The sequence below is a fragment of the Streptomyces sp. NPDC046712 genome (genome assembly GCF_040645695.1).
In the GTDB taxonomy this organism is placed as follows: domain Bacteria; phylum Actinomycetota; class Actinomycetes; order Streptomycetales; family Streptomycetaceae; genus Streptomyces.
Genome location: NZ_JBEYYW010000049.1, coordinates 1 through 18713, shown reverse-complemented (window position 1 = coordinate 18713; position 18713 = coordinate 1). Strand labels below are relative to the sequence as shown.

The 18713-nt window shown below is 70.8% G+C and carries 16 protein-coding genes; 10 read left to right on the top strand and 6 right to left on the bottom strand.

What is annotated here, in order from left to right; translation table 11 throughout:
* Positions 1-151: 151 nt before the first annotated feature.
* Positions 152-1450, top strand: a complete 1299-nt coding sequence (locus ABZ939_RS36250) for a coenzyme F420-0:L-glutamate ligase (protein ID WP_361864762.1) — start codon at positions 152-154, stop codon at positions 1448-1450.
* Between the two features lie 9 nt (positions 1451-1459).
* Here the strand turns inward: ABZ939_RS36250 and ABZ939_RS36245 are convergent, their stop codons facing one another.
* The 3 genes from ABZ939_RS36245 to ABZ939_RS36235 all read right to left on the bottom strand — a co-directional run bounded on the left by ABZ939_RS36245 (position 1460) and on the right by ABZ939_RS36235 (position 5762).
* Positions 1460-2464, bottom strand: coding sequence for a DNA-3-methyladenine glycosylase 2 family protein (locus tag ABZ939_RS36245; protein WP_361864760.1), 1005 nt, complete (start codon positions 2462-2464; stop codon positions 1460-1462).
* A gap of 545 nt (positions 2465-3009) precedes the next feature.
* Positions 3010-4092 (bottom strand): NDP-sugar synthase, encoded by a 1083-nt coding sequence (locus ABZ939_RS36240; protein WP_361864758.1) that lies wholly within the window; start codon positions 4090-4092, stop codon positions 3010-3012.
* Between the two features lie 125 nt (positions 4093-4217).
* Entirely contained in the window at positions 4218-5762 is a 1545-nt protein-coding gene (locus tag ABZ939_RS36235) for an N-acetylmuramoyl-L-alanine amidase (protein WP_361864756.1), read from the bottom strand.
* A 137-nt stretch (positions 5763-5899) separates the two neighbouring features.
* On the opposite strand from ABZ939_RS36235, the gene ABZ939_RS36230 reads away from it, so the two are divergent.
* The 6 genes from ABZ939_RS36230 (at position 5900) to ABZ939_RS36205 (ending at position 13479) form a co-directional block, all read left to right on the top strand.
* Complete coding sequence (locus tag ABZ939_RS36230; RefSeq protein WP_361864754.1) at positions 5900-6652, top strand: TIGR03089 family protein; 753 nt, start codon at positions 5900-5902, stop codon at positions 6650-6652.
* A 185-nt stretch (positions 6653-6837) separates the two neighbouring features.
* Positions 6838-8313 (top strand): LCP family protein, encoded by a 1476-nt coding sequence (locus tag ABZ939_RS36225; RefSeq protein WP_361864752.1) that lies wholly within the window; start codon positions 6838-6840, stop codon positions 8311-8313.
* 249 nt (positions 8314-8562) lie between these two features.
* A complete protein-coding gene (locus ABZ939_RS36220; protein WP_361864751.1) occupies positions 8563-10323 on the top strand; it encodes an LCP family protein in 1761 nt (586 codons plus the stop codon).
* 50 nt (positions 10324-10373) lie between these two features.
* On the top strand, positions 10374-12107 hold the full coding sequence (locus ABZ939_RS36215) for an LCP family protein (protein WP_361864749.1): 1734 nt from the start codon (positions 10374-10376) through the stop codon (positions 12105-12107).
* Between the two features lie 264 nt (positions 12108-12371).
* Entirely contained in the window at positions 12372-12800 is a 429-nt protein-coding gene (locus tag ABZ939_RS36210) for a hypothetical protein (protein WP_361864747.1), read from the top strand.
* Positions 12801-13014: 214 nt separating this feature from the next.
* The gene (locus ABZ939_RS36205; RefSeq protein WP_361864745.1) at positions 13015-13479 is read left to right on the top strand and encodes a hypothetical protein; all 465 of its coding nucleotides are present in this window, start codon (positions 13015-13017) and stop codon (positions 13477-13479) included.
* 71 nt (positions 13480-13550) lie between these two features.
* Here ABZ939_RS36205 and ABZ939_RS36200 read toward each other — a convergent pair whose 3' ends face one another.
* Entirely contained in the window at positions 13551-14561 is a 1011-nt protein-coding gene (locus ABZ939_RS36200) for a glycosyltransferase family 2 protein (protein ID WP_361864743.1), read from the bottom strand.
* 263 nt (positions 14562-14824) lie between these two features.
* Between ABZ939_RS36200 and ABZ939_RS36195 the strand changes: the two genes are divergently transcribed.
* Positions 14825-16198 (top strand): LCP family protein, encoded by a 1374-nt coding sequence (locus ABZ939_RS36195; protein ID WP_361864741.1) that lies wholly within the window; start codon positions 14825-14827, stop codon positions 16196-16198.
* A 94-nt stretch (positions 16199-16292) separates the two neighbouring features.
* On the opposite strand, the gene ABZ939_RS36190 is transcribed toward ABZ939_RS36195, so the two are convergent.
* The gene (locus ABZ939_RS36190; protein ID WP_361864740.1) at positions 16293-16850 is read right to left on the bottom strand and encodes an acyl-CoA thioesterase; all 558 of its coding nucleotides are present in this window, start codon (positions 16848-16850) and stop codon (positions 16293-16295) included.
* A gap of 119 nt (positions 16851-16969) precedes the next feature.
* Here ABZ939_RS36190 and ABZ939_RS36185 point away from each other — a divergent pair, with 119 nt between their 5' ends.
* Both ABZ939_RS36185 and ABZ939_RS36180 read left to right on the top strand, forming a co-directional pair.
* Complete coding sequence (locus tag ABZ939_RS36185) at positions 16970-18205, top strand: LCP family protein (protein WP_361864739.1); 1236 nt, start codon at positions 16970-16972, stop codon at positions 18203-18205.
* A gap of 57 nt (positions 18206-18262) precedes the next feature.
* Positions 18263-18571, top strand: coding sequence for an antibiotic biosynthesis monooxygenase family protein (locus ABZ939_RS36180; RefSeq protein WP_361864737.1), 309 nt, complete (start codon positions 18263-18265; stop codon positions 18569-18571).
* 50 nt (positions 18572-18621) lie between these two features.
* Here ABZ939_RS36180 and ABZ939_RS36175 read toward each other — a convergent pair.
* A partial coding sequence (locus ABZ939_RS36175) for an acyl-CoA dehydrogenase family protein (RefSeq protein ID WP_144385854.1) occupies positions 18622-18713 on the bottom strand: 92 nt, incomplete at its 5' end.

Below are 18713 nucleotides of genomic sequence, written 5' to 3'. Positions count from 1 at the left end.
CGGCGTGGCGGGTTCTGTGGACGGCGGGGCTGGTCCGGCGGGCAGCGTGGCTGGTCCGGCGGGCGGCGTGGCGGGTTCTGTGGACGGCGTCGCTGGTCCGGCGGGTGGCGTGGCGGGTTCTGTGGACGGCGCGGCGGGTAATGCCGGGGGCGTGGCGCACGGGTATCGGGTGTGGGCGCTCGGCGGGCTGCCGGAGGTGAGGGCCGGGGACGATCTCGCCAAGCTGATCGCGTCCGTCTCCCCCGGTCTCGAGGACGGGGACGTCCTGCTCGTCACCTCCAAGATCGTGAGCAAGGCCGAGGGGCGGGTGATCGCCGCCGACGACCGGGAGGAGGCGATCGACGCCGAGACGGTACGGGTGGTGGCGCGGCGCGGCACCCTGCGGATCGTCGAGAACCGGCAGGGCCTGGTCATGGCCGCCGCCGGCGTCGACGCCTCCAACACCCCTGCCGGGACGGTGCTGTTGCTGCCCGTCGACCCGGACGCCTCGGCCCGCGCGATCCGGGACGGGCTGCGGGACGCGCTCGGCGTCGACGTCGGTGTCGTCGTCACGGACACCTTCGGGCGGCCCTGGCGCAGCGGTCTGACCGACGTCGCCATCGGAGCGGCCGGAGTGCGCGTGCTCGACGACCTGCGCGGTGGCACGGACGCGTACGGCAATCCGCTCAGCGCGACCGTCGTCGCCACCGCCGACGAACTCGCCGCCGCGGGCGACCTGGTGAAGGGCAAGGCGAGCGGTCTTCCGGTCGCCGTCGTGCGCGGTCTGCCGCATCTGGTGGACGGTGCCGGCGAGGAGGGCGCGCGGGCGCTGGTCCGCGGCGCCGCCGACGACATGTTCCGGCTCGGGACCTCGGAGGCCGTGCGCGAGGCGGTGACCCTGCGGCGTACCGTCCGGGAGTTCACCGACGAGCCGGTGGACCCGGGTGCGGTACGACGTGCCGTCGCCGCGGCCGTCACGGCCCCGGCGCCGCACCACACCACGCCGTGGCGGTTCGTCCTGCTGGAGTCGCCGGAGTCGCGGCTGCGGCTGCTCGACGCGATGCGGGACGCGTGGATCGCGGACCTGCGGCGGGACGGCAAGCCGGAGGAGTCGATCGCGAAGCGCGTGCGGCGCGGGGATGTGCTGCGCAACGCGCCCTATCTGGTGGTGCCCTGCCTCGTGACGGACGGCTCGCACCACTACGGCGATCCGCGCCGGGACGCCGCCGAGCGGGAGATGTTCGTGGTCGCGGCGGGCGCGGGCGTGCAGAACTTCCTGGTGGCGCTGGCGGGCGAGCGGCTCGGCTCGGCGTGGGTGTCCTCGACGATGTTCTGCCGTGATGTCGTACGCGAGGTCCTCGGGCTGCCTGAGGACTGGGACCCGATGGGCGCGGTGGCGGTGGGACACGCGGCGGCGCCGCCGAAGGACCGGCCCGCGCGGCAGGCGGGGCAGTTCATCGAGGTGCGGTAGGTCCCGTTCCTAGAGCGCCGCGATGTTCCCGGGGGTCATCCGGGGCGCTCGGCGCGGGGGGACGCGGCCGCTGAGGAGGATGAGGCGGGCCGCGCGGTGGCGTTGGCCCGCGTAGGGGGCGAGGAGTTCGAGCATGGCCGCGTCGTCGGCGTTCCGGTCGCCGGCGAGGGCGTAGCCGACGATGCCGGGCAGGTGGTAGTCGCCGACGCTCACCGCGTCCGGGGCGCCGTTGCTGCGCTGGACCGTCTCGGCGGAGGTCCAGGGCCCGATGCCGGGGATCAACTCCAGCCGCTGCTGGGCCTGTTCGGGCTCCATCCCGGCGGCCTCCTCCAGGCGGCGGGCGACCCGGACCGCGCGCAGGATCGTGGAGGCGCGCTTGTTGTCGACGCCGGCGCGGTGCCACTCCCAGGAGGGGATCCGGCCCCAGGTCGGGGCGTCGGGCATGACGTGCATCCTGTCCGGGGCGGGGCCGGGGGCGGGCTCGCCGTACTTCCGTACGAGCAGGCGCCAGGCGCGGTACGCCTCGTCGGTCGTGACCTTCTGCTCCAGGATCGACGGGATCAGCGACTCCATGACCAGACCGGTGCGGGTCAGGCGGAGGCCGGGGCGGCGACGGTGGGTCGCGGCGAGGAGGCGGTGGCGGGGGACGAAGGCGGTGGGGTCGTCGTCGGCGCCGAGGAGGCGGGGCAGGCCGGTCAGGAGCCAGTCGCCGCCCGGGCCCCACGCCTCGGCCTCGACGCCGCCGGCGCGGACGGCGACCCGGAGCGTGCCGGGGCCGTCGGGGGTGCGGCTGGCCCGCCAGATGGAGCCGTCGGGGGTGGTACGGAAGGTGGGGTCGCCCGGGCCGCGGCGGAGGGGGCCGAGGGTGAGGCCGAGATCGAGAGCGGGAGCCTCGGGGGCCTCCGGGGTCTCTGAGGCATCGGGAGCCTCGGACGCTTGGGCCGGTACGGGGACGTGGCCGCCGCGCACGGTGGTGCGGGTCGTGGGGGTGGGGGGTGAGAAGCGGCCGGCCATGTGTATGAGCGTAACGGGGCGGGTGTGGGCCGGTGGGGTGCGCCCGGCCTTCGGCCGGGCTTGTTCTTCCCACCCGCACCACCCGTGCGACAGAGAACACAGAGGTGCGGGTCTTCCCGTGGGTGGTGACGCGCCGTCGGCGCCTGCGGGCCCGCGGAAGCGACGGCACAGAGGGCTGGCCTGCACCTGAGCAAGCCCCGCCGTCGGCGACTGCGGGCCGCGGAAGCGACGGCACAGGCGGCGGGCCTGCCGCCTGGGCATGCGCCGCCGTCGGCGGCCGCGGGCCGTGGAAGGCGCAGAGGGCGGCCTGCGCCTCGACAGGTCCCGCCGGTGGCGGCCGCGCAGTGGAAGCGACAGCGGCGCTGCCGCCTGGACAAGCCCCACCGCCGGCGACTGCGGGCACGCGGAAGCAACGGCATAGGCGGCGGGCCTGCCGCCTGGGCGTGCGTCGCCGTCGGCGGCTGCGGGCCATGGAGGGGACAGACGGCGGGCCTGCCGACTGGGCAGGTATCGCCGGTGGTGGACGCTGCGGGGGCGGGGCGTTCCTACTGGTCCGAGGAGAAGCGGACCGAGCCGGGTGGGAGGACCGCGTTGCACCAGATGCGGATGCCTTCGTGGAGTTCGTTGTCCGGGCCCACGTGGGCGCCGTCGCCGATGACCGCGCCCGTCAGGACCGCGCGAGCGCCGATGCGGGCGCCCGCGCCGATCAGGGAGTCCGTGATCAGCGCGCCCGGTTCGATCACCGCGCCCGCGTGGACCGTGGAGCCCGTGATGCGGGCGCCCTCGCCGATCACCGCGCCCGCGCCGACCACCGTGCCGCCGGTGAGCTTGGCGTCCGGGGCGACACGGGCCGTCGGCAGGACCAGGCGGTCGCCGCAGCGGCCCGGCACCGCCGGGGATGGGGCGTGGCCGAGGACCAGGTCGGCGGAGCCGCGGACGAACGCCTGCGGGGTGCCGAGGTCGAGCCAGTACGTGGAGTCGACCAGGCCCTGCAGATGGGCGCCGGAGGCGAGGAGCTCGGGGAAGGTCTCCCGCTCGACCGAGACGGGGCGGCCCGTCGGGATCGAGTCGATGACCGAGCGGCGGAAGACGTAGGCCCCCGCGTTGATCTGGTCGGTGACGATCTCCTCCGGAGTCTGCGGCTTCTCCAGGAAGGCGGTGACCCGGCCGGTCGGGTCCGTCGGGACCAGGCCGAACGCCCTCGGGTCGTCGACCCGGGTGAGGTGCAGCGAGACGTCTGCCCCCGAGTCCGCGTGCGTGGCGACCAGGGCCCGGATGTCCAGGCCCGTCAGGATGTCGCCGTTGAAGACGAGGACCGGGTCGTCGGGGCCCGAGTGCAGCCGAGAGGCGACGTTCCGGATCGCGCCGCCCGTACCGAGCGGCTCCTCCTCCGTCACGTACTCCAGGCTGAGGCCCAGCGACGAGCCGTCACCGAAGTGCGGCTCGAACACCTCGGCCAGGTACGAGGTGGCGAGCACCACGTGCTCGACGCCCGCGGCCCTGGCCCTCGCCAGCTGGTGCGTCAGGAACGGGACGCCGGCCGCCGGAACCATCGGCTTCGGCGTGTTGACCGTCAGGGGCCGCAAGCGCGTGCCCTTACCACCGACCAGGAGGATCGCTTCTGTCACCTGTCGTCTCTGCTTCCTGTCCGGGTCCGGTCTCGTCACTCGTCCGCTCGTCCGTTTTCGGGTTGTCCGCTCGTCCGTGCGATGTGACCGGTCAGTTTATGCAGACCCTCCGGCCGGTGCCCCCATCACGGCCGTCCCTGGTATTTCGCCGACGCGCTCCTCGCCGTGCCGAGCTTGCCGTAGAGGCGTGCGCCCGGGCAGGCCGTCGCGAATCCGTCACGGTGCCCCGCGATGGCGTTGAACTTGACCTTCTTGCCCTTCTTGTAGAGGTTTCCGCCTCCCGACGTCAGCGTCACCTTGCCCTTCGGATTCACCCCGTGCAGCCCCAGCTTCCAGGCCGTCAGCCGGGCGACGGCGGTCACCACGGCGGCCGGCGGGTTGGTCTTGCCATAGCTGCCGAGGACCGCGATGCCCATGCTGTTGGTGTTGAAACCCAGCGTGTGGGCGCCGAGTACGGGCTTCGCCACGCCCCCCGCACGGCCTTCGTAGATGTTTCCGCACTTGTCGACGGCGAAGTTGTAGCCGATGTCGCGCCAGCCGCTGCTCTTCACGTGGTAGCGGTAAATACTGCGGAGGACGGAGGGCGCCTGCTTGCAGGTGTAGTTGTTGCCGGTGGCGCTGTGGTGGACGAAGGCCGCCTTGACCGCCTTGGTGTAGACGAAGCCCTTCTCCCGCAGCTTCTCGTCGGCCCCCCAGCCCTTGCGCGTGATGATCTTCGGGCGGGGTCCGATGTACGGCTTCGCGGCGGCCGCGGCGGGGATCGCGGCCCTACCGACCGGCGCGAGCCGGGCGTTGGCGGAGGTGGCGGCCGCCTCCTCGACGGTCGGCGCGCGATGCGCCTGCCGCGTCGCCGTACGCGTGAGGGACTGGGCTCCGGGGGTGGCGGCGGCCGGCTCCGGGCCGGGGTCGACGAGTTCGAGACGGAGCCCGCCGGGGAGCGGTGGCACCTCCGCCGCGGGGTCCGCCTCGAACTCCCCGTGGTCCGCCTCCTCCCCCTCGTGGTCCGCCTCGCCCCGTCCCGGCAGGACGCGGATCTCGACGCCGTCCGAGTCACCGACCCACAGGGGCGCGGTGGCGCCGCGGACCCCGGCCGCCATCGCCTCGGGGGTGCCGGGGTCGGCCCCGTGGTCCTCGTTGTGGATCTCCACGTTCTGCCAGTCCGACCAGTCCCCGCTCCCGGTGGCGCGGGTGCGGACCTGGACCGTGCCGTGCAGCTCGGCCCGCGCGTCGTCCCAGACGACGCCCACGAGCGAGAAGGGTCTGACGTCCCGTCGGGCCAGGCCCTGCGCCGCCGAAGTGGCGCCGATGGTCCGCCGTGCGGTGCCGATCGGGCCGAGGGGCAGGGACTGGGTGGTCCCGGCGACGTCCGTCTCGACGGAGGCCGAAGCAGCGGCGGAAGCGGAGTCGGGGGTGGAGGTGGAGTCGGCCGAGGTGGAGTCGACGGAGGACCAGTCGGCGAAGGATGAGTCGGCTGCGGCAGCTACGGAGGCGGGCGGCCCGTCGGGGCCCGCGCGCCCTTCGGCGGCCGGGTCCCCGGCGGCCGGCAGAACCGCCGAGCGGCCCGTGGGCGCACCCGGCGGGAGCGACGCCGTCGGCGTCGCGAGGGACAACGGCAGGGCGAGTGCCGCCGCGCACGTCACGGCGATCGAGGAGGCAAGGTAGGCACGCATGAGGTGATCGTCCGTACCCGCGGGCGGTTCCGCATGGCGGGATCCCACCAGGACACTGACGGAGCGTCGGGCCGACCGGTGGACGGTGTCACCGGTACGGCGGCCCCCCGCACACCTCCCCGCGTACCCTTGCCCGCGTGAACGCCAGCGACCGCACCCCCGCCGACCTGCTGCGATCCGCGCTCGCCGCGGACCCTGCCCGCCCCTTGGTCACCTACTACGACGACGCCACCGGTGAGCGCGTCGAATTGTCCGTCGCCACCTTCGCCAATTGGGTGGCCAAGACCGCCAATCTGCTGCAGGGCGAGCTCTCCGCCTCCCCCGGCGACCGGCTCGCGCTCCTGCTGCCCGCGCACTGGCAGACCGCCGTGTGGCTGCTGGCGTGCTCGTCCGTCGGCGTGACCGCCGAGATCGGCGGCGACCCCGCGGACGCCGACTACGTCGTCGCGGGACCCGACACCCTCGACGCGGGTCTCGCCTGCTCGGGAGACCGGATCGCGCTCTCCCTCGCCCCGCTGGGCCGCCGATTCCCGGCCCCGCCCGCCGGTTACGCGGACTACGCGGTGGAGGTGCCGAGCCAGGGCGACCGGTTCGCCCCGTTCGTCCCGGTCGACGCGGACGCCCCGGCCCTCCTGGTCGACGGTACGGAACTGACGGGCGCCCAGCTCGTCGAGCGGGCCCGCGCGGACGCCGAGGCCCTCGGCCTCACGCCCGGCGCGCGGCTGCTGTCCAGCCGTACGTACGACACCTGGGACGGGGTCTCCGCCGGGCTGTACGCGCCTCTGGCGGCCGGGGCCTCGGTCGTGCTGTGCCGGAACCTGGACCAACTGGCGCCCGAGGCGCTCGAGAAGCGGGTGGAGAGCGAGCGGGTCACGGTGACCGCGGCCTGACGACCCGCTGAGGTTCCACCCGTATGGCGCACCGACTCGCCGAGTCCTCGGGTCTGTGCGTCAACTCCGGTACATGATCGGCGGGTACGCACCCCTCCCGCACAACCAGGCGTCAGGTTCGGCCGTCTATCTCTGCGAGGCGGCGGCCCGGCGCGCCGCCGACGGCATGAAGGATGGACTCAGACGTGACGGACAGTGCCGGCACGCCCGCCGAACCGGACTCCCCGGACGGGGACGAGACGCCCAGCACCGAGGGCGCGGCCGGCATGGAGGACAGGGCCGGTGCCGCCGAGGGCAACGCCGAAGGTGCCGCCACAAGCGACGCCGAAGGTGACGGGGAAGCCAACGCCGGAACTGACGGTGAAGCCGATCCCGAAGGTGCCGCCACAAGCGACGCCGAAGGTGACGGGGAAGCCGACGCCGGAAGTGGCGGGGAAGCCGATCCCGGAGGTGACGGGGAAGCCGACGCCGAAGGTGACGGGGAAGTCACCGGTGCCGCCAGGGGCGGACCCGCGGGTGACGCCCCGCGCAAGCGGCACTGGCTGCGCTGGTCTGCGCTCGGATGCTCCGTCGTCGTCCTCGCCGCGGCGGGTGTCGGCTGGTGGGCCTACCGCACGCTCGACAGCAACATCACCACCGACACCACCGCCGCCGCCGAGCTGCTCAAGTACGAGAAGGAGCGCCCGAGCGCGATCGTCTCCTCCGCGCGGAACATCCTGCTCATCGGCTCGGACACCCGGACCGGCGCCGGCAACTCCCAGTACGGGAAGGACAAGGGGACCCAGCGCTCCGACACCACGATCCTGCTGCATCTCTCGGCGGGGAAGTCGAGCGCGACGGCGGTCTCCATCCCGCGCGACCTGATGGTGCGGATGCCCAGCTGCAGCACAGCGAAGAAAACGCGCACACCTGAACAATTCGCCCAGTTCAACTCGGCCTTCGAGATCGGCGGCACGGCCTGCACGATCCGTACCGTCGAGCGGCTGACCGGGATCAGGATCGACCACCACATGGTGATCGACTTCCGGGGCTTCAAGAAGATGGTCGACGCCGTGGACGGGGTGGAGATCTGCCTCAAGGAGCCGATCGACGACTCGGACGCCCGTCTGAAGCTGCCGGCCGGGCGCCGGACGCTCCACGGCGAGCAGGCGCTGGGCTTCGTACGGGCCCGCAAGTCGCTCGGCAACGGAAGCGACACGGAACGCATGGACCGCCAGCAGCAGTTCCTGGGCGCCCTGGTCAACAAGGTGCAGAGCAACGGTGTCCTGCTGAATCCGACCCGCCTGTACCCGGTGCTGGACGCGGCGACGAAGTCCATCACGACCGACCCGGGGCTGAACTCGCTCCGTGACCTCTACGACCTGGCGCGCTCGATGCGGGCCATCCCCACGGAGAAGGTGCAGTTCCTCACGGTGCCGCGGCGGCCGTACCCGTACAACGCGAACCGGGACGAACTCGTACAACCCGAAGCGAGTCAACTCTTCAAGCGGCTCCGCGAGGACAAGCCCGTCACGGTGACGCCGGGCGCCGAGGCGTCGACACCGCGACGCTCGGGCGAGGACACGGACGGCGACGGGAAGCCGGACTCCGCGGGCCCGCGGAGTCCGGCGCCGACGCCGACGTTCTCGGGGCACAGTGCGGCGGAGGGAGCGTGCCCCTAGAGGAGGCTTCGGGGAGGGTGAGTAAAGGGGAGTCCAAGGGAAGGCCCGGGGTGGATGAGGTTTGAGCAAATTGCCCAGTTGTAAGGAGCGTGGAATTTGTCACGGACGTCGCCCCACGCTGAACTGGGCGGATAGTGTGACGCGATCCGGTGCACCCGACCGCGTGGTCGCGCACTCAGACGGATCGAACGACCGAGCGCCCGACGGGGGTGGCGCCTCGCGTGGCACCGACGGAGGATTCAAGTAACCGTGGACGCGCACAGCCGTGGACAGGCGGACGAGATCGACCCCGCCGACCAGTGGGTACTCAACCCGCAGACCGGCAGCTACGAACTGCGACTGAACCACTCCGGTGCGCAGTCGACCCAGCAGTCCCGCGTCCGCGGCGCCACCACTCCCGGTCCCAGATCTGCCGAGCATTCCCGGACCGGCGAGCGTTCACACACCTCGACCGAGGCGCCCGTTCCCGGCCAGCGCCGCCGCCGCGCCCCTGAGGGGCCCGCGGGCGGGCAGCCTTCGGCCGGCCGCCGCAAGCGCAAGCCGCAGAAGTCCCGCAAGAAGAAGGCCCTGCTCTGGACGGGCGGGACGATGGCCGTCGTGCTCGTGGCGGGTGCCGCGGGCGCGTACGCGCTGTACGACCACTTCAACGGCAACATCAGCACCATCGACGTCGGTGACGCCGCCAAGGGTGGCGAGACGATGGAGGGGCCGCTGAACATCCTGATCATCGGCAACGACGTCCGCACCGGCGAGGGCAACACGAGTTACGGGAACAAGGACAACGTCACCGGCCACGCCGACACGACGTTCCTCTTCCACGTCTCGGAGGACCGCACCAACGCGACGGCTATGAGCATCCCCCGAGACCTCAAGATCAAGATCCCGGACTGCCCCACGAAGCAGCCCGACGGATCGACCAAGGTCATCCCCGGCTCGACCACCACGACGAAGTTCAACGAGTCCTACGGCGTGAACGGCCGCGACCCGGGCTGCACGATGCGCACCGTCAAGTCGCTCACGGGCGGCATCGAGATCGACCACTTCATGATGGTCGACTTCAACGCCGTCAAGACGCTGTCGACCGCCGTCGGCGGCGTGAAGGTCTGCCTCAACAAGCCCATCCGTGACAAGGACTACTCCAAGCTCAACCTCTCGGAGGGCGAGCACACGATCATGGGCGAGGACGCGCTCGCGTTCCTTCGCAACCGGCACGGTCTCGGCAACGAGAGCGACCTGGACCGGATCAAGATGCAGCAGCAGTTCCTCGCCTCGATGATCCGGCAGATGAAGGAAGACACGCTCGACAGTCCGACGAAGCTGCTCAAGGTCGCGGACGCGGCGACCAAGGCGCTCACCGTGGACAGCGGAATAGGCTCGGCCTTGAAGCTGACCACCCTGGCCAAGGAGCTCGGGAAGGTCGACCTGAAGAACATCAGTTTCATGACCGTTCCGGTGATCGACAACCCGGATGAACCGCCCACCGCGAGGGCGACCGTCGTTCTCCACCCGGTCAAGGCACCGCAGGTGTTCAACATGGTGCAGAACGACATCTCCTTCACCGAGGTGAAGAAGCAGGAACAGGCCACCAAGAACGCCCAGGCGCAGGCCGAGGCGAAGCTGCTCCAAGGGCCGCGCGCCAAGGCCGTGGACGTGCGTGTCGACGTCTACAACGGCAGCGGCATCCAGGGCGCGGCGCAGAAGACGATCGACTGGCTGCAGAACGATCAGGGCGTGACGAGGTCGACGAACAAGGCCAACGCCCCCGAGAAGGCGGCCAAGACCACGCTCACGTACGCACCGAACCAGGCCGATCAGGCCCGCAAGCTCGCGGACATGATGGGCCTGCCCGCCACGGCGCTCAAGCCTGGCACCGCGGACGCCGCGGAGCGCGAGCCCATGACGCTCGTCCTCGGTTCCGACTTCAAGGGCGCGGGGGTGCCCATCACCGGTCCGGCGAAGGCGCCGGACGTGGGTCAGGTTGCAGCAGACAAGAAGGTGTGCGCTCAGTGACCCGGAAACGCCGGGTCGCGGCACACGCCTGAAAAACGAGGGGACCAGGGGTGGGACAGAGCAGCGTGCCGAGGGAGGGGACGCGGAAACGCGTTCCGCACGCCCGCGATTTGGGCTGGGACGAAAGTCTCTACGCGGACGGGGGTGCGGGTACTGGGGGCGGCACCCGCACTCGCGAGGCCGACGGGGATGCCGGCGACGGTGGCAGCAGTGGTGGTGGCAGGAGCGGTGGTGAGGCCCGTACGAGTCACCGGCGCAAAGGGCCACGCAGGCGGGCCAGGAAGAGCGGTAAACGCAAGATATTCCGCTGGGTCGCCGCGACCCTGTCGCTCCTGATACTCGCGACGGCCGGTGCCGGATACCTGTACTACCAGCACCTCAACAGCAACATCCGCGGCGGCAGCCGCGCCGGCGGCGACAGCGGCGTGAAGAAGGCGACGCCGAACGCGCTGGGCGACACCCCACTCAACATCCTGCTGATCGGCTCCGACAGCCGCGCCGACGCGAAGAACGTGGCGCTCGGCGGCGGCAAGAACCTCCGGGACAGCCCGCCGCTCGCGGACGTCCAGATGCTCCTGCACATCTCCGCGGACCGGAAGAACGCCAACATCGTCTCCATCCCGCGGGACACGATCGTCAAGATCCCCAAGTGCACGGGCGAGGACGGCAAGACCTACCCCGCCACCACCACCAAGCCCATCAACGAGACGCTGGGGCGCGGTGGTCCGGGCTGCACGCTGACCACCTGGGAGTCGATCACCGGGGTCTACATCGACCACTGGATGATGATCGACTTCGCGGGTGTGGTGGCGATGGCGGACGAGGTCGGCGGCGTTCCCGTCTGCGTGAAGACGGGTGTGTACGACAAGCCCACCAGGACGGTACCGGGCGGCTCGGGCCTGAAGCTGCCTGAGGGCACCACCGAGGTCAAGGGCAAGCAGGCGCTCCAGTGGCTGCGCACCCGGCACGCGTTCGGCAACGACCAGAACCGCGCCAAGGCCCAGCACATGTACATGAACGGCATGATGGAGAAGCTCCAGAACCAGAACGCCTGGACCGACACCGGGCGGCTCATGGGTCTGGCGGAGACCGCCACGAAGGCGCTTCAGGTCTCCGACGAGATCCGCTCGGTGTCGAAGCTCTTCGATCTGTCGATGCAGCTCAAGAACGTGAAGCTCGACCGTCTCACGACTGCGACCGTTCCCACGACCGAGTGGCCCCAGAACAAGGACAAGCTCCAGATGGTGGAGTCGTCCGCCAACAAGATGTGGGCGATGCTCCGCGACGACGTCGCCTTCGACAAGAACGGCGACCCGGCCGGCGCCAAGCCGTCCGCCTCGGCGAAGCCGAAGGGTCCCGCTGCCGCCGCGCCCGGCACGCTCGCCGTGACGGTCGTCAACGGCACGGGCACCGACGGCCAGATGTCGGTGGACCGGCGGGCCAGTTCGATGGCCACGACCCTGCAGGGCAAGGGCTTCACCCAGGCGACGGCCTCGCAGACCGCCGAGCCCCGCAAGGACTCCGTGGTCAAGTACCCGAAGGCGGGCGGCGACCAGGCCAAGGCCGACGCCCTGTCCGTGGCCAAGGCGCTGGGCCTGCCCGACTCGGCCGTCCGGGCGGACGCCACGGCGGCGAACATCACGCTCGTCATCGGCGGGGACTGGCGCGAGGGCACCACATACAAGAAGCCGAAGACGGAGGCGGGCGACCTGCCTGAGGGCGCCAACGACAAGGTGGAGTGCATGGACATCTACTCCGTCTACAGGTGGGACGGCAAGAGCTGACAGCTCCCGCCCGAGTAACGGCCGGACCCCGCGGGGTCCGGCCGTCACTCATGTCCGGCCCAGGCGGCGGTCTGCGCCTAAAGTCGCGGTGCGCGGCGGGCGAGGGGAGGAAGCATCGCTTCCGGTTCGGCTCAACTTGCCCTGAATCACGCAACTTTGACGCCCACTCAGCGTGACGCGCATCACCTGCTTGATCATTTACATTGATCGATCATTGGCTATAGCTTCAGCGGGCTTAATCTGACGCTTATTTGGAGCTCAACCATGAACCTCGGCAAGAAGGTCGCTTCGACTCTCGGTGCTCTCACCGCGATGGTCGGCCTCTCCCTCGTCAACGCCCCCTCCGCCGCCGCGAGCACCCCCTCCGGCTGCAGCAACGTGTCCCAGGTCGGCTCCACCCGGGTGATCCAGGTCGGCGGCATGGACGCCGCGTCGGTCAAGCAGTACTACGGCTGTGGCTACAACTACGCCTACATATACGTGTGGCAGCAGTTCCGGAACACCCACACGAACTGGGACCTCTACGTCCACGTCGTGAACCACTCCGACTCCGGCAACGACTACGGCGAGGCGAGGCTCTCCAACACGACGCGCTCCGAGCTCTGGGGCACGCCCGCCGACACCGCGGCCTACTGCACGCACGCCACGGGCTACCTGAACTCGACCGGCGGCTCGACCTCCACGGTCTGCTGACACCGCGAGACCCATGAGGACGGAGCCCCGACGCGATGCGTCGGGGCTCCGTCCACTGCGCGCGCATCGCTCGTGACCGGGATCACAGACTCTCCCGGATCAGACTCTCGACAAGATCAACTCGCGTGTCGAGAATCGAACTCCAATGCCCAGAAGAGCCTGCCGAGTTGACCACCTCGCGCACCTGGGCGCAGATCAGGGAGAAGACCGACCCATGCGCACCCACAGACTTGCCCGCCTGCTCACCAGCGCCGCCGTCGTCCTCGGCGTCGGCGTTGTCGCGCCGGTCGTCACCGCACCCGCCGCATCGGCCGGCGGCTACGGCTGCACCGGCGGCCTGGTGGACAGCTACGGCATCAACGCCGACCACGGTGTGCACGCCGGCAAGAAGATCGCCGACGTCTACACCTACTGGGACGGATCGCAGAACTGTCAGGTCGTGGTGAAGCGGGGGCCGCTCGCCGGGATCTCCACGCGTATGTCGTTCACCACGTATGCCATGACCACGAGCCGGACCATCAAGGACTGGGACGAGGACCCCGGTTACTTCAGCTCCTACGCCGGTCCCAACTGGGTGAACGGCGCCGGCCTGTGCGTCGCCGAGGAGGTCAACATGTGGGACCAGTACGGGACGTTGGCCTTCCAGGGCGGTTCGTACCGACTGCACAACTGCGGCTGACCGTCCTCGACGGCCCACCCGGTACGACGGAGGCCGCCCCGTGCATCACGCACCGGGCGGCCTCCGCCATGTCAGACGGACGTCGTCCGCACCGCCGGGCGGCGGCTCGCGATGACCTTCTTCGCGAGGGCGCGCGGGCTGGTCAGGAAGCCGTAGCCCCAGGACATGTGCATCGTGGCGAGGGCCACCGGGATCTGCAGACGGGCCTTCAGGGGGAGGCCCTTGCCCGCCGGGAGCGAGCCCGCGGTGATCGCTGCGAGGTAGCCGGCCGGGATCACGAAACCGAGGGGGGTGAGCGCCACGCCCACGACCAGGCCGGCCGCGATCGCGCAGACGGCGGTCGGCGGGGCGAGGTAGCGGAGGTTGATGGAGCCCTGGTGGTAGCGGGCCACGACGTGGCGCCACCGGCCGTAGTCCTTGTACTGCTTCGCCAGCGCGCGGACGCTCGGGCGGGGCCGGTACTGGACGCGCAGCTCCGGTGAGAACCAGATCAGGCCACCCGCCTCGCGGATACGGAAGTTCAGCTCCCAGTCCTGGGCGCGGACGAACTCCACGTTGTAGCCGTCCTGCTGCTCCAGGGCCTCGCGGCGGAAGACACCCAGATACACGGTCTCGGCCGGGCCGGCCTCGCCCCCGGTGTGGAACGCGGCGTTGCCGACGCCGACCTTCGAGGTCATCGCGGCGGCGACCGCTTGCTCCCAGTCGTTCTCGCCCTCGGCGTGCATGATGCCGCCGACGTTCTGCGCGCCGGTCTCCTCCAGGAGACGGACCGCGGTCGCGATGTAGTTGGGCGACAGCATGCCGTGGCCGTCGACCCGCACCACGATCGGGTGACGGGACGCCTTGATCGCCGCGTTGAGGGCGGCGGGGGTACGGCCCGTGGGGTTCGGCACGGTGTGGACCCGGGGGTCCTCCCGTACGAGTTCGGCGGCGATCTCGTCGGTGCGGTCCGTGGACGGGCCGAGCGCGATCACCACCTCCATCTCGCCGTCGTACTCCTGCTCGAGGATGTGACGGACCGAGTTGCGCAGGTGCCGCTCCTCGTTGAGGACCGGCATGATCACGGAGACGGGGGGCTGCATGGGTTCCTCGGGGGTCCGGGGTCGTCCCCCGGGAGACAGCAGTATCGCCCGCCACGTTACCGCGAACGGGGGACACCGAGCGCGCCACGGGGTCCGGCGCACCCTTGCGCTGATCGTATGGGCCTACCGTGCTCACGGTTCCCTCGTCCCACCCGCGGAGGTGTCCCCCGGTGCCCACACCGCCCCGCACGCCCCGTCCCCGACCGGCCGCCCGTCCTGTACCGGCCCGCCGCGTCAGACGGGTCCGGCGGCCACGGTGGGGAATGCGGATGGCGACCACGCTCTCCGTGCTCGTCCTGGGCGCGGGCGGGATCGGTCATGCCGTGGTGACCAGCCTGGACACGGGGATCACCCGGGTCGACCCCTTCAAGGACATGAAGAACCGTCCCCAGGCCGGGCACGGCATGAACGTGCTGGTCGTGGGCACGGACGGGCGGGACGGGATCACGGAGGAGGAGCGGAAGGAGTACCGGCTCGGGGGTGACCCCTGTCACTGCACCGACACCGTGATGCTCGTCCACATCTCCGAGGACCGGGAGCGAGCGAGCGTGGTGAGCCTGCCCCGTGACTCGTACGCCGAGATGCCCGAGCACGTGGACACGACCACCGGGGAGCAGCACCAGGCCCATCCGGTGAAGCTGAACGCCGCGTACGCCGAGGGCGGGCCGGGTCTGACGGTGCGGACCGTCGAGAGCATGACGGGCGTCAAGATCGACCACTATCTGGAGGTCGACTTCACCAGCTTCATGAAGACGGTGGACGCGGTGGGCGGGGTGGAGATCTGTACGACGCGGCCGATGAAGGACTCGTACACAGGGCTCGACCTGTCGGCCGGGCCGCACGAGCTGACCGGCGGGCAGGCGCTGCAGTACGTGCGCTCGCGCCATGTCGACGGGGCGTCCGACATCGGCCGCATGCAGCGCCAGCAGCGCTTCTCGGCGGCGCTGATCGACCGGATGACCAGCAGCGGGGTGCTGCTCAACCCGGTGCGGTTCCGCCAGGTCGCCACGACGATGCTGAGCTCGGTGCGGGCGGACGCCGGTTTCGGTACGGAGCAGATCCTGGCCCTCGCGAAGGCGATGCGGGGCTTCACCCCGGCGTCCTCCGAGTTCGTCTCGGTGCCGATCGGGGACATGAGCTTCCCGGTGCAGGGCATCGGCTCGACGGTGAAGTGGGACGCGCCCAGGGCGCAGAAGCTCTTCCAGGCCCTGCGCGACGACCGGCCGCTCGCCCCGCACAAGCCCGCGGCGAAGGCCGGCCCGAAGGTGGCGGTGGTGGACGTGGCGCCGAAGACGATCCGGGTGCAGGTCTACAACGGGACGCGGACGGACGGTCTGGGCCGGAAGGTCGACGACGCGCTGCGGGCCACGGGCTTCGACACGACGCGCGCGCCGCGCACCGGGGACGGTGCCGGGCGCGCGCGCACGCTGGTGGAGTACGACCCGCTCTGGGACCGCTCGGCGAAGTCCCTCGCGGCAGCACTGCCGGGGGCGGAGCTGCGCGCGGTGAAGGGGCAGGGCGGGACCCTGCGGGTTTCCGTGGGCGCGGACTACAAGGGAGTCACGCCCGTGCGGGCCGAGGAGACGCACGCGGGGCCGTTCGAGGCGGTCACCGGGGACCAGGTGGTGTGCCCGTAGGTCGACGGGCCGGCCGGCCGTCAGTCCGCGTAGCCTCCGCCGTCGACGTGGCAGCCGTCAGTCCGCGTAGCCTCCCCCGTCGACGTGGCAGCCGTCAGTCCTCGTAGCCCTCCGCCGCGCGGCGCTCCCGCAGCTCCTTGATTGCGCGGCGGCGGGCCAGTCGATGGGTACGGCGGATCTGGGCCTCCTGATAGCGGCGCTTGTCCCGCTCGGTCTCCGGGAGCACGGGCGGGACCGGGCGCGGCTTGCCGTCGCCGTCGACCGCCGCGAAGACCAGATAGGCCGATCCGACCTGCTGGGCGGGGGTGGACTCGTTCCAGCGCTCGGCCATGACGCGGACGCCGACCTCCATCGAGGAGCGGCCGGTCCAGTTGACCTGGGCCTTCACATGGACCAGGTCCCCGACCCGTACCGGCTCCAGGAACGCCATCTCGTCCATGGAGGCGGTCACGGCGGGCCCGCCCGAGTGCCGGCCCGCGACGGCGCCCGCCGCGTCGTCCACCAGCTTCATGATCACGCCGCCGTGCACCGTACCGAGGAGGTTGGTGTCGTGGCTGGTCATGATGTGGCTGAGGGTGGTGCGGGACGCGGAGGTGGGCTTGCCCGGAATATCGCCCTCCGGGCGGTCCGTGCGCTGGGCCTGGTCTGTCATGCCCTCCACCTTATGCCGGGTCCCGGGCTCGTCCTCTTTGCATCAGCTTGGCAACAGCGCCGCCCCGATTCCCCACCCGCCCTGTCGGCCGCCGGGAAGCGGCCTGCACACTGGTCCGCATGAATGACTGGCCCGATGACGGCGGATACGGCCGTGGCAGCGCGAGCTCACAGCCCGAGGGAGCCCGGCGGATGCGCCATGTGCAGCGTCCGCAGGTCCCGCAGCAGCCGCCTCGGTACGACCAGGGGTACGGGCAGCAGCAGGGTTACGACTCCGGGTACAACACCGGGCAGGTCTACGGCGCCCCCCAGGGCGGCGGCCGTGGCACCGTGCCCCCGCAGTACGCCCCGCCGCAGCAGCCCGGTCCCGCCGCGCCCGACTGGCGCCGCCGGATCAAGATCGGCTCGATCGTCCTGGTCGTCGCCGTGCTCGGCTGGAGCATCGGCACGTACGCCTGGGCCAGCTCCCGGATGCGTAACGAGGTGGATCTCGCCAAGGTCATCGAGCGGCCGGCCGAGGGCGACTGCACGACGTATCTGATCGTCGGCTCCGACAGCCGTGAGGGCATGTCGGCCGAGGAGAAGAAGAAGCTGCACACCGGTTCCGCCGAGGGCAAGCGGACCGACTCGATGATGATCCTCGCCGCCTGTTCCAGCGGGAACACGATGATCTCGCTGCCCCGCGACTCGTGGGTGACCATCCCCTCGTTCGTCGGCTCGGAGTCCGGGAAGAAGTACGGGGCGCGCGGCGGCTCCAAGCTCAACGCGGCGTACGCGATGGACGGCCCGGAGCTCCTGGTCCGCACGGTCGAGTTCAACACCGGGCTGCGTATCGACCACTACGCGGAGATCGGCTTCGCCGGCTTCGCGAACATCGTGGACGCGCTCGGCGGTGTCGAGATGAACATCGAGAAGGGCTTCAAGGACAAGAAGTCCGGCGCCGACTTCCAGGCGGGCGAGCAGACCCTCAACGGTGAGCAGGCCCTCGCGTTCGTCCGTACCCGGTACGCGTTCGCCGAGTCGGACCTCGCGCGGACGAAGAACCAGCAGAAGTTCCTGTCCGCCCTGGCCAACCAGGCGGCGACGCCGGGCACGATCCTCAACCCGTTCAAGCTGTACCCGACGCTGGGTGCCGGTCTGGACACGCTGATCGTCGACAAGGACATGTCGCTGTACGACCTCGGCAAGATGTTCTTCGCGATGAAGGGCATCAGCGGCGGCGACGGGAAGTCGATGAACATCCCGATCTCGGGCAGCGCGCCGCAGGGCTCGCTGAAGTGGGACATGCCCAAGGTGAAGCAGCTGGTCTCGCAGATCCAGAACGACGAGAAGGTCACCGTCACCTCGGACCGCTGACGACCCGCGGGTAGCGGCCTAGCCTGGTGGGAGGGGGCTTCCACGAGGTGGTGTGCCATGACCGACGACAGCAAGTTCTGGTCGTCCGGCAACTGGCGGGTCTCCGAGGGCAAGGAGGACGAGTTCATCGAACGGTGGACGGCCTTCCTGACCTGGACCAAGAAGGAGAACGAAGGCTTCCTGTCCGCCCGGCTCATCCGCGACACGGCCGAGCCGAGGCACTTCATCTCCTTCGCGTCCTGGCGCGACGCGGAGGCGATAAGCGCCTGGAAGGGCCAGCCCGAGTTCGGGGAGCACCTCGGCGCCTGCAAGGTGCTGTGTGACGAGATGCAAGCCGCCAGCTACGCCACGGCCGTGTCCGTATAGCGCGAGAGGCACCCCCGAGGGGGTGCCTCTCTGTGGTCCGCCGCAGTCGATTACGGGAGGTTGCGGGCCATGACGATGCGCTGGACCTGGTTGGTGCCTTCGTAGATCTGGGTGATCTTGGCGTCGCGCATCATGCGCTCGA

Bases quoted from the DNA above. Each gene is read 5' to 3' on its own strand.
- ABZ939_RS36245 (WP_361864760.1), bottom strand. From the start codon at position 2,464: ATGGCCGGCCGCTTCTCACCCCCCACCCCCACGACCCGCACCACCGTG.
- ABZ939_RS36235 (WP_361864756.1), bottom strand. From the start codon at position 5,762: ATGCGTGCCTACCTTGCCTCCTCGATCGCCGTGACGTGCGCGGCGGCA.
- ABZ939_RS36210 (WP_361864747.1), top strand. From the start codon at position 12,372: ATGAACCTCGGCAAGAAGGTCGCTTCGACTCTCGGTGCTCTCACCGCG.
- ABZ939_RS36205 (WP_361864745.1), top strand. From the start codon at position 13,015: ATGCGCACCCACAGACTTGCCCGCCTGCTCACCAGCGCCGCCGTCGTC.
- ABZ939_RS36200 (WP_361864743.1), bottom strand. From the start codon at position 14,561: ATGCAGCCCCCCGTCTCCGTGATCATGCCGGTCCTCAACGAGGAGCGG.
- ABZ939_RS36195 (WP_361864741.1), top strand. From the start codon at position 14,825: ATGCGGATGGCGACCACGCTCTCCGTGCTCGTCCTGGGCGCGGGCGGG.
- ABZ939_RS36190 (WP_361864740.1), bottom strand. From the start codon at position 16,850: ATGACAGACCAGGCCCAGCGCACGGACCGCCCGGAGGGCGATATTCCG.
- ABZ939_RS36185 (WP_361864739.1), top strand. From the start codon at position 16,970: ATGAATGACTGGCCCGATGACGGCGGATACGGCCGTGGCAGCGCGAGC.
- ABZ939_RS36180 (WP_361864737.1), top strand. From the start codon at position 18,263: ATGACCGACGACAGCAAGTTCTGGTCGTCCGGCAACTGGCGGGTCTCC.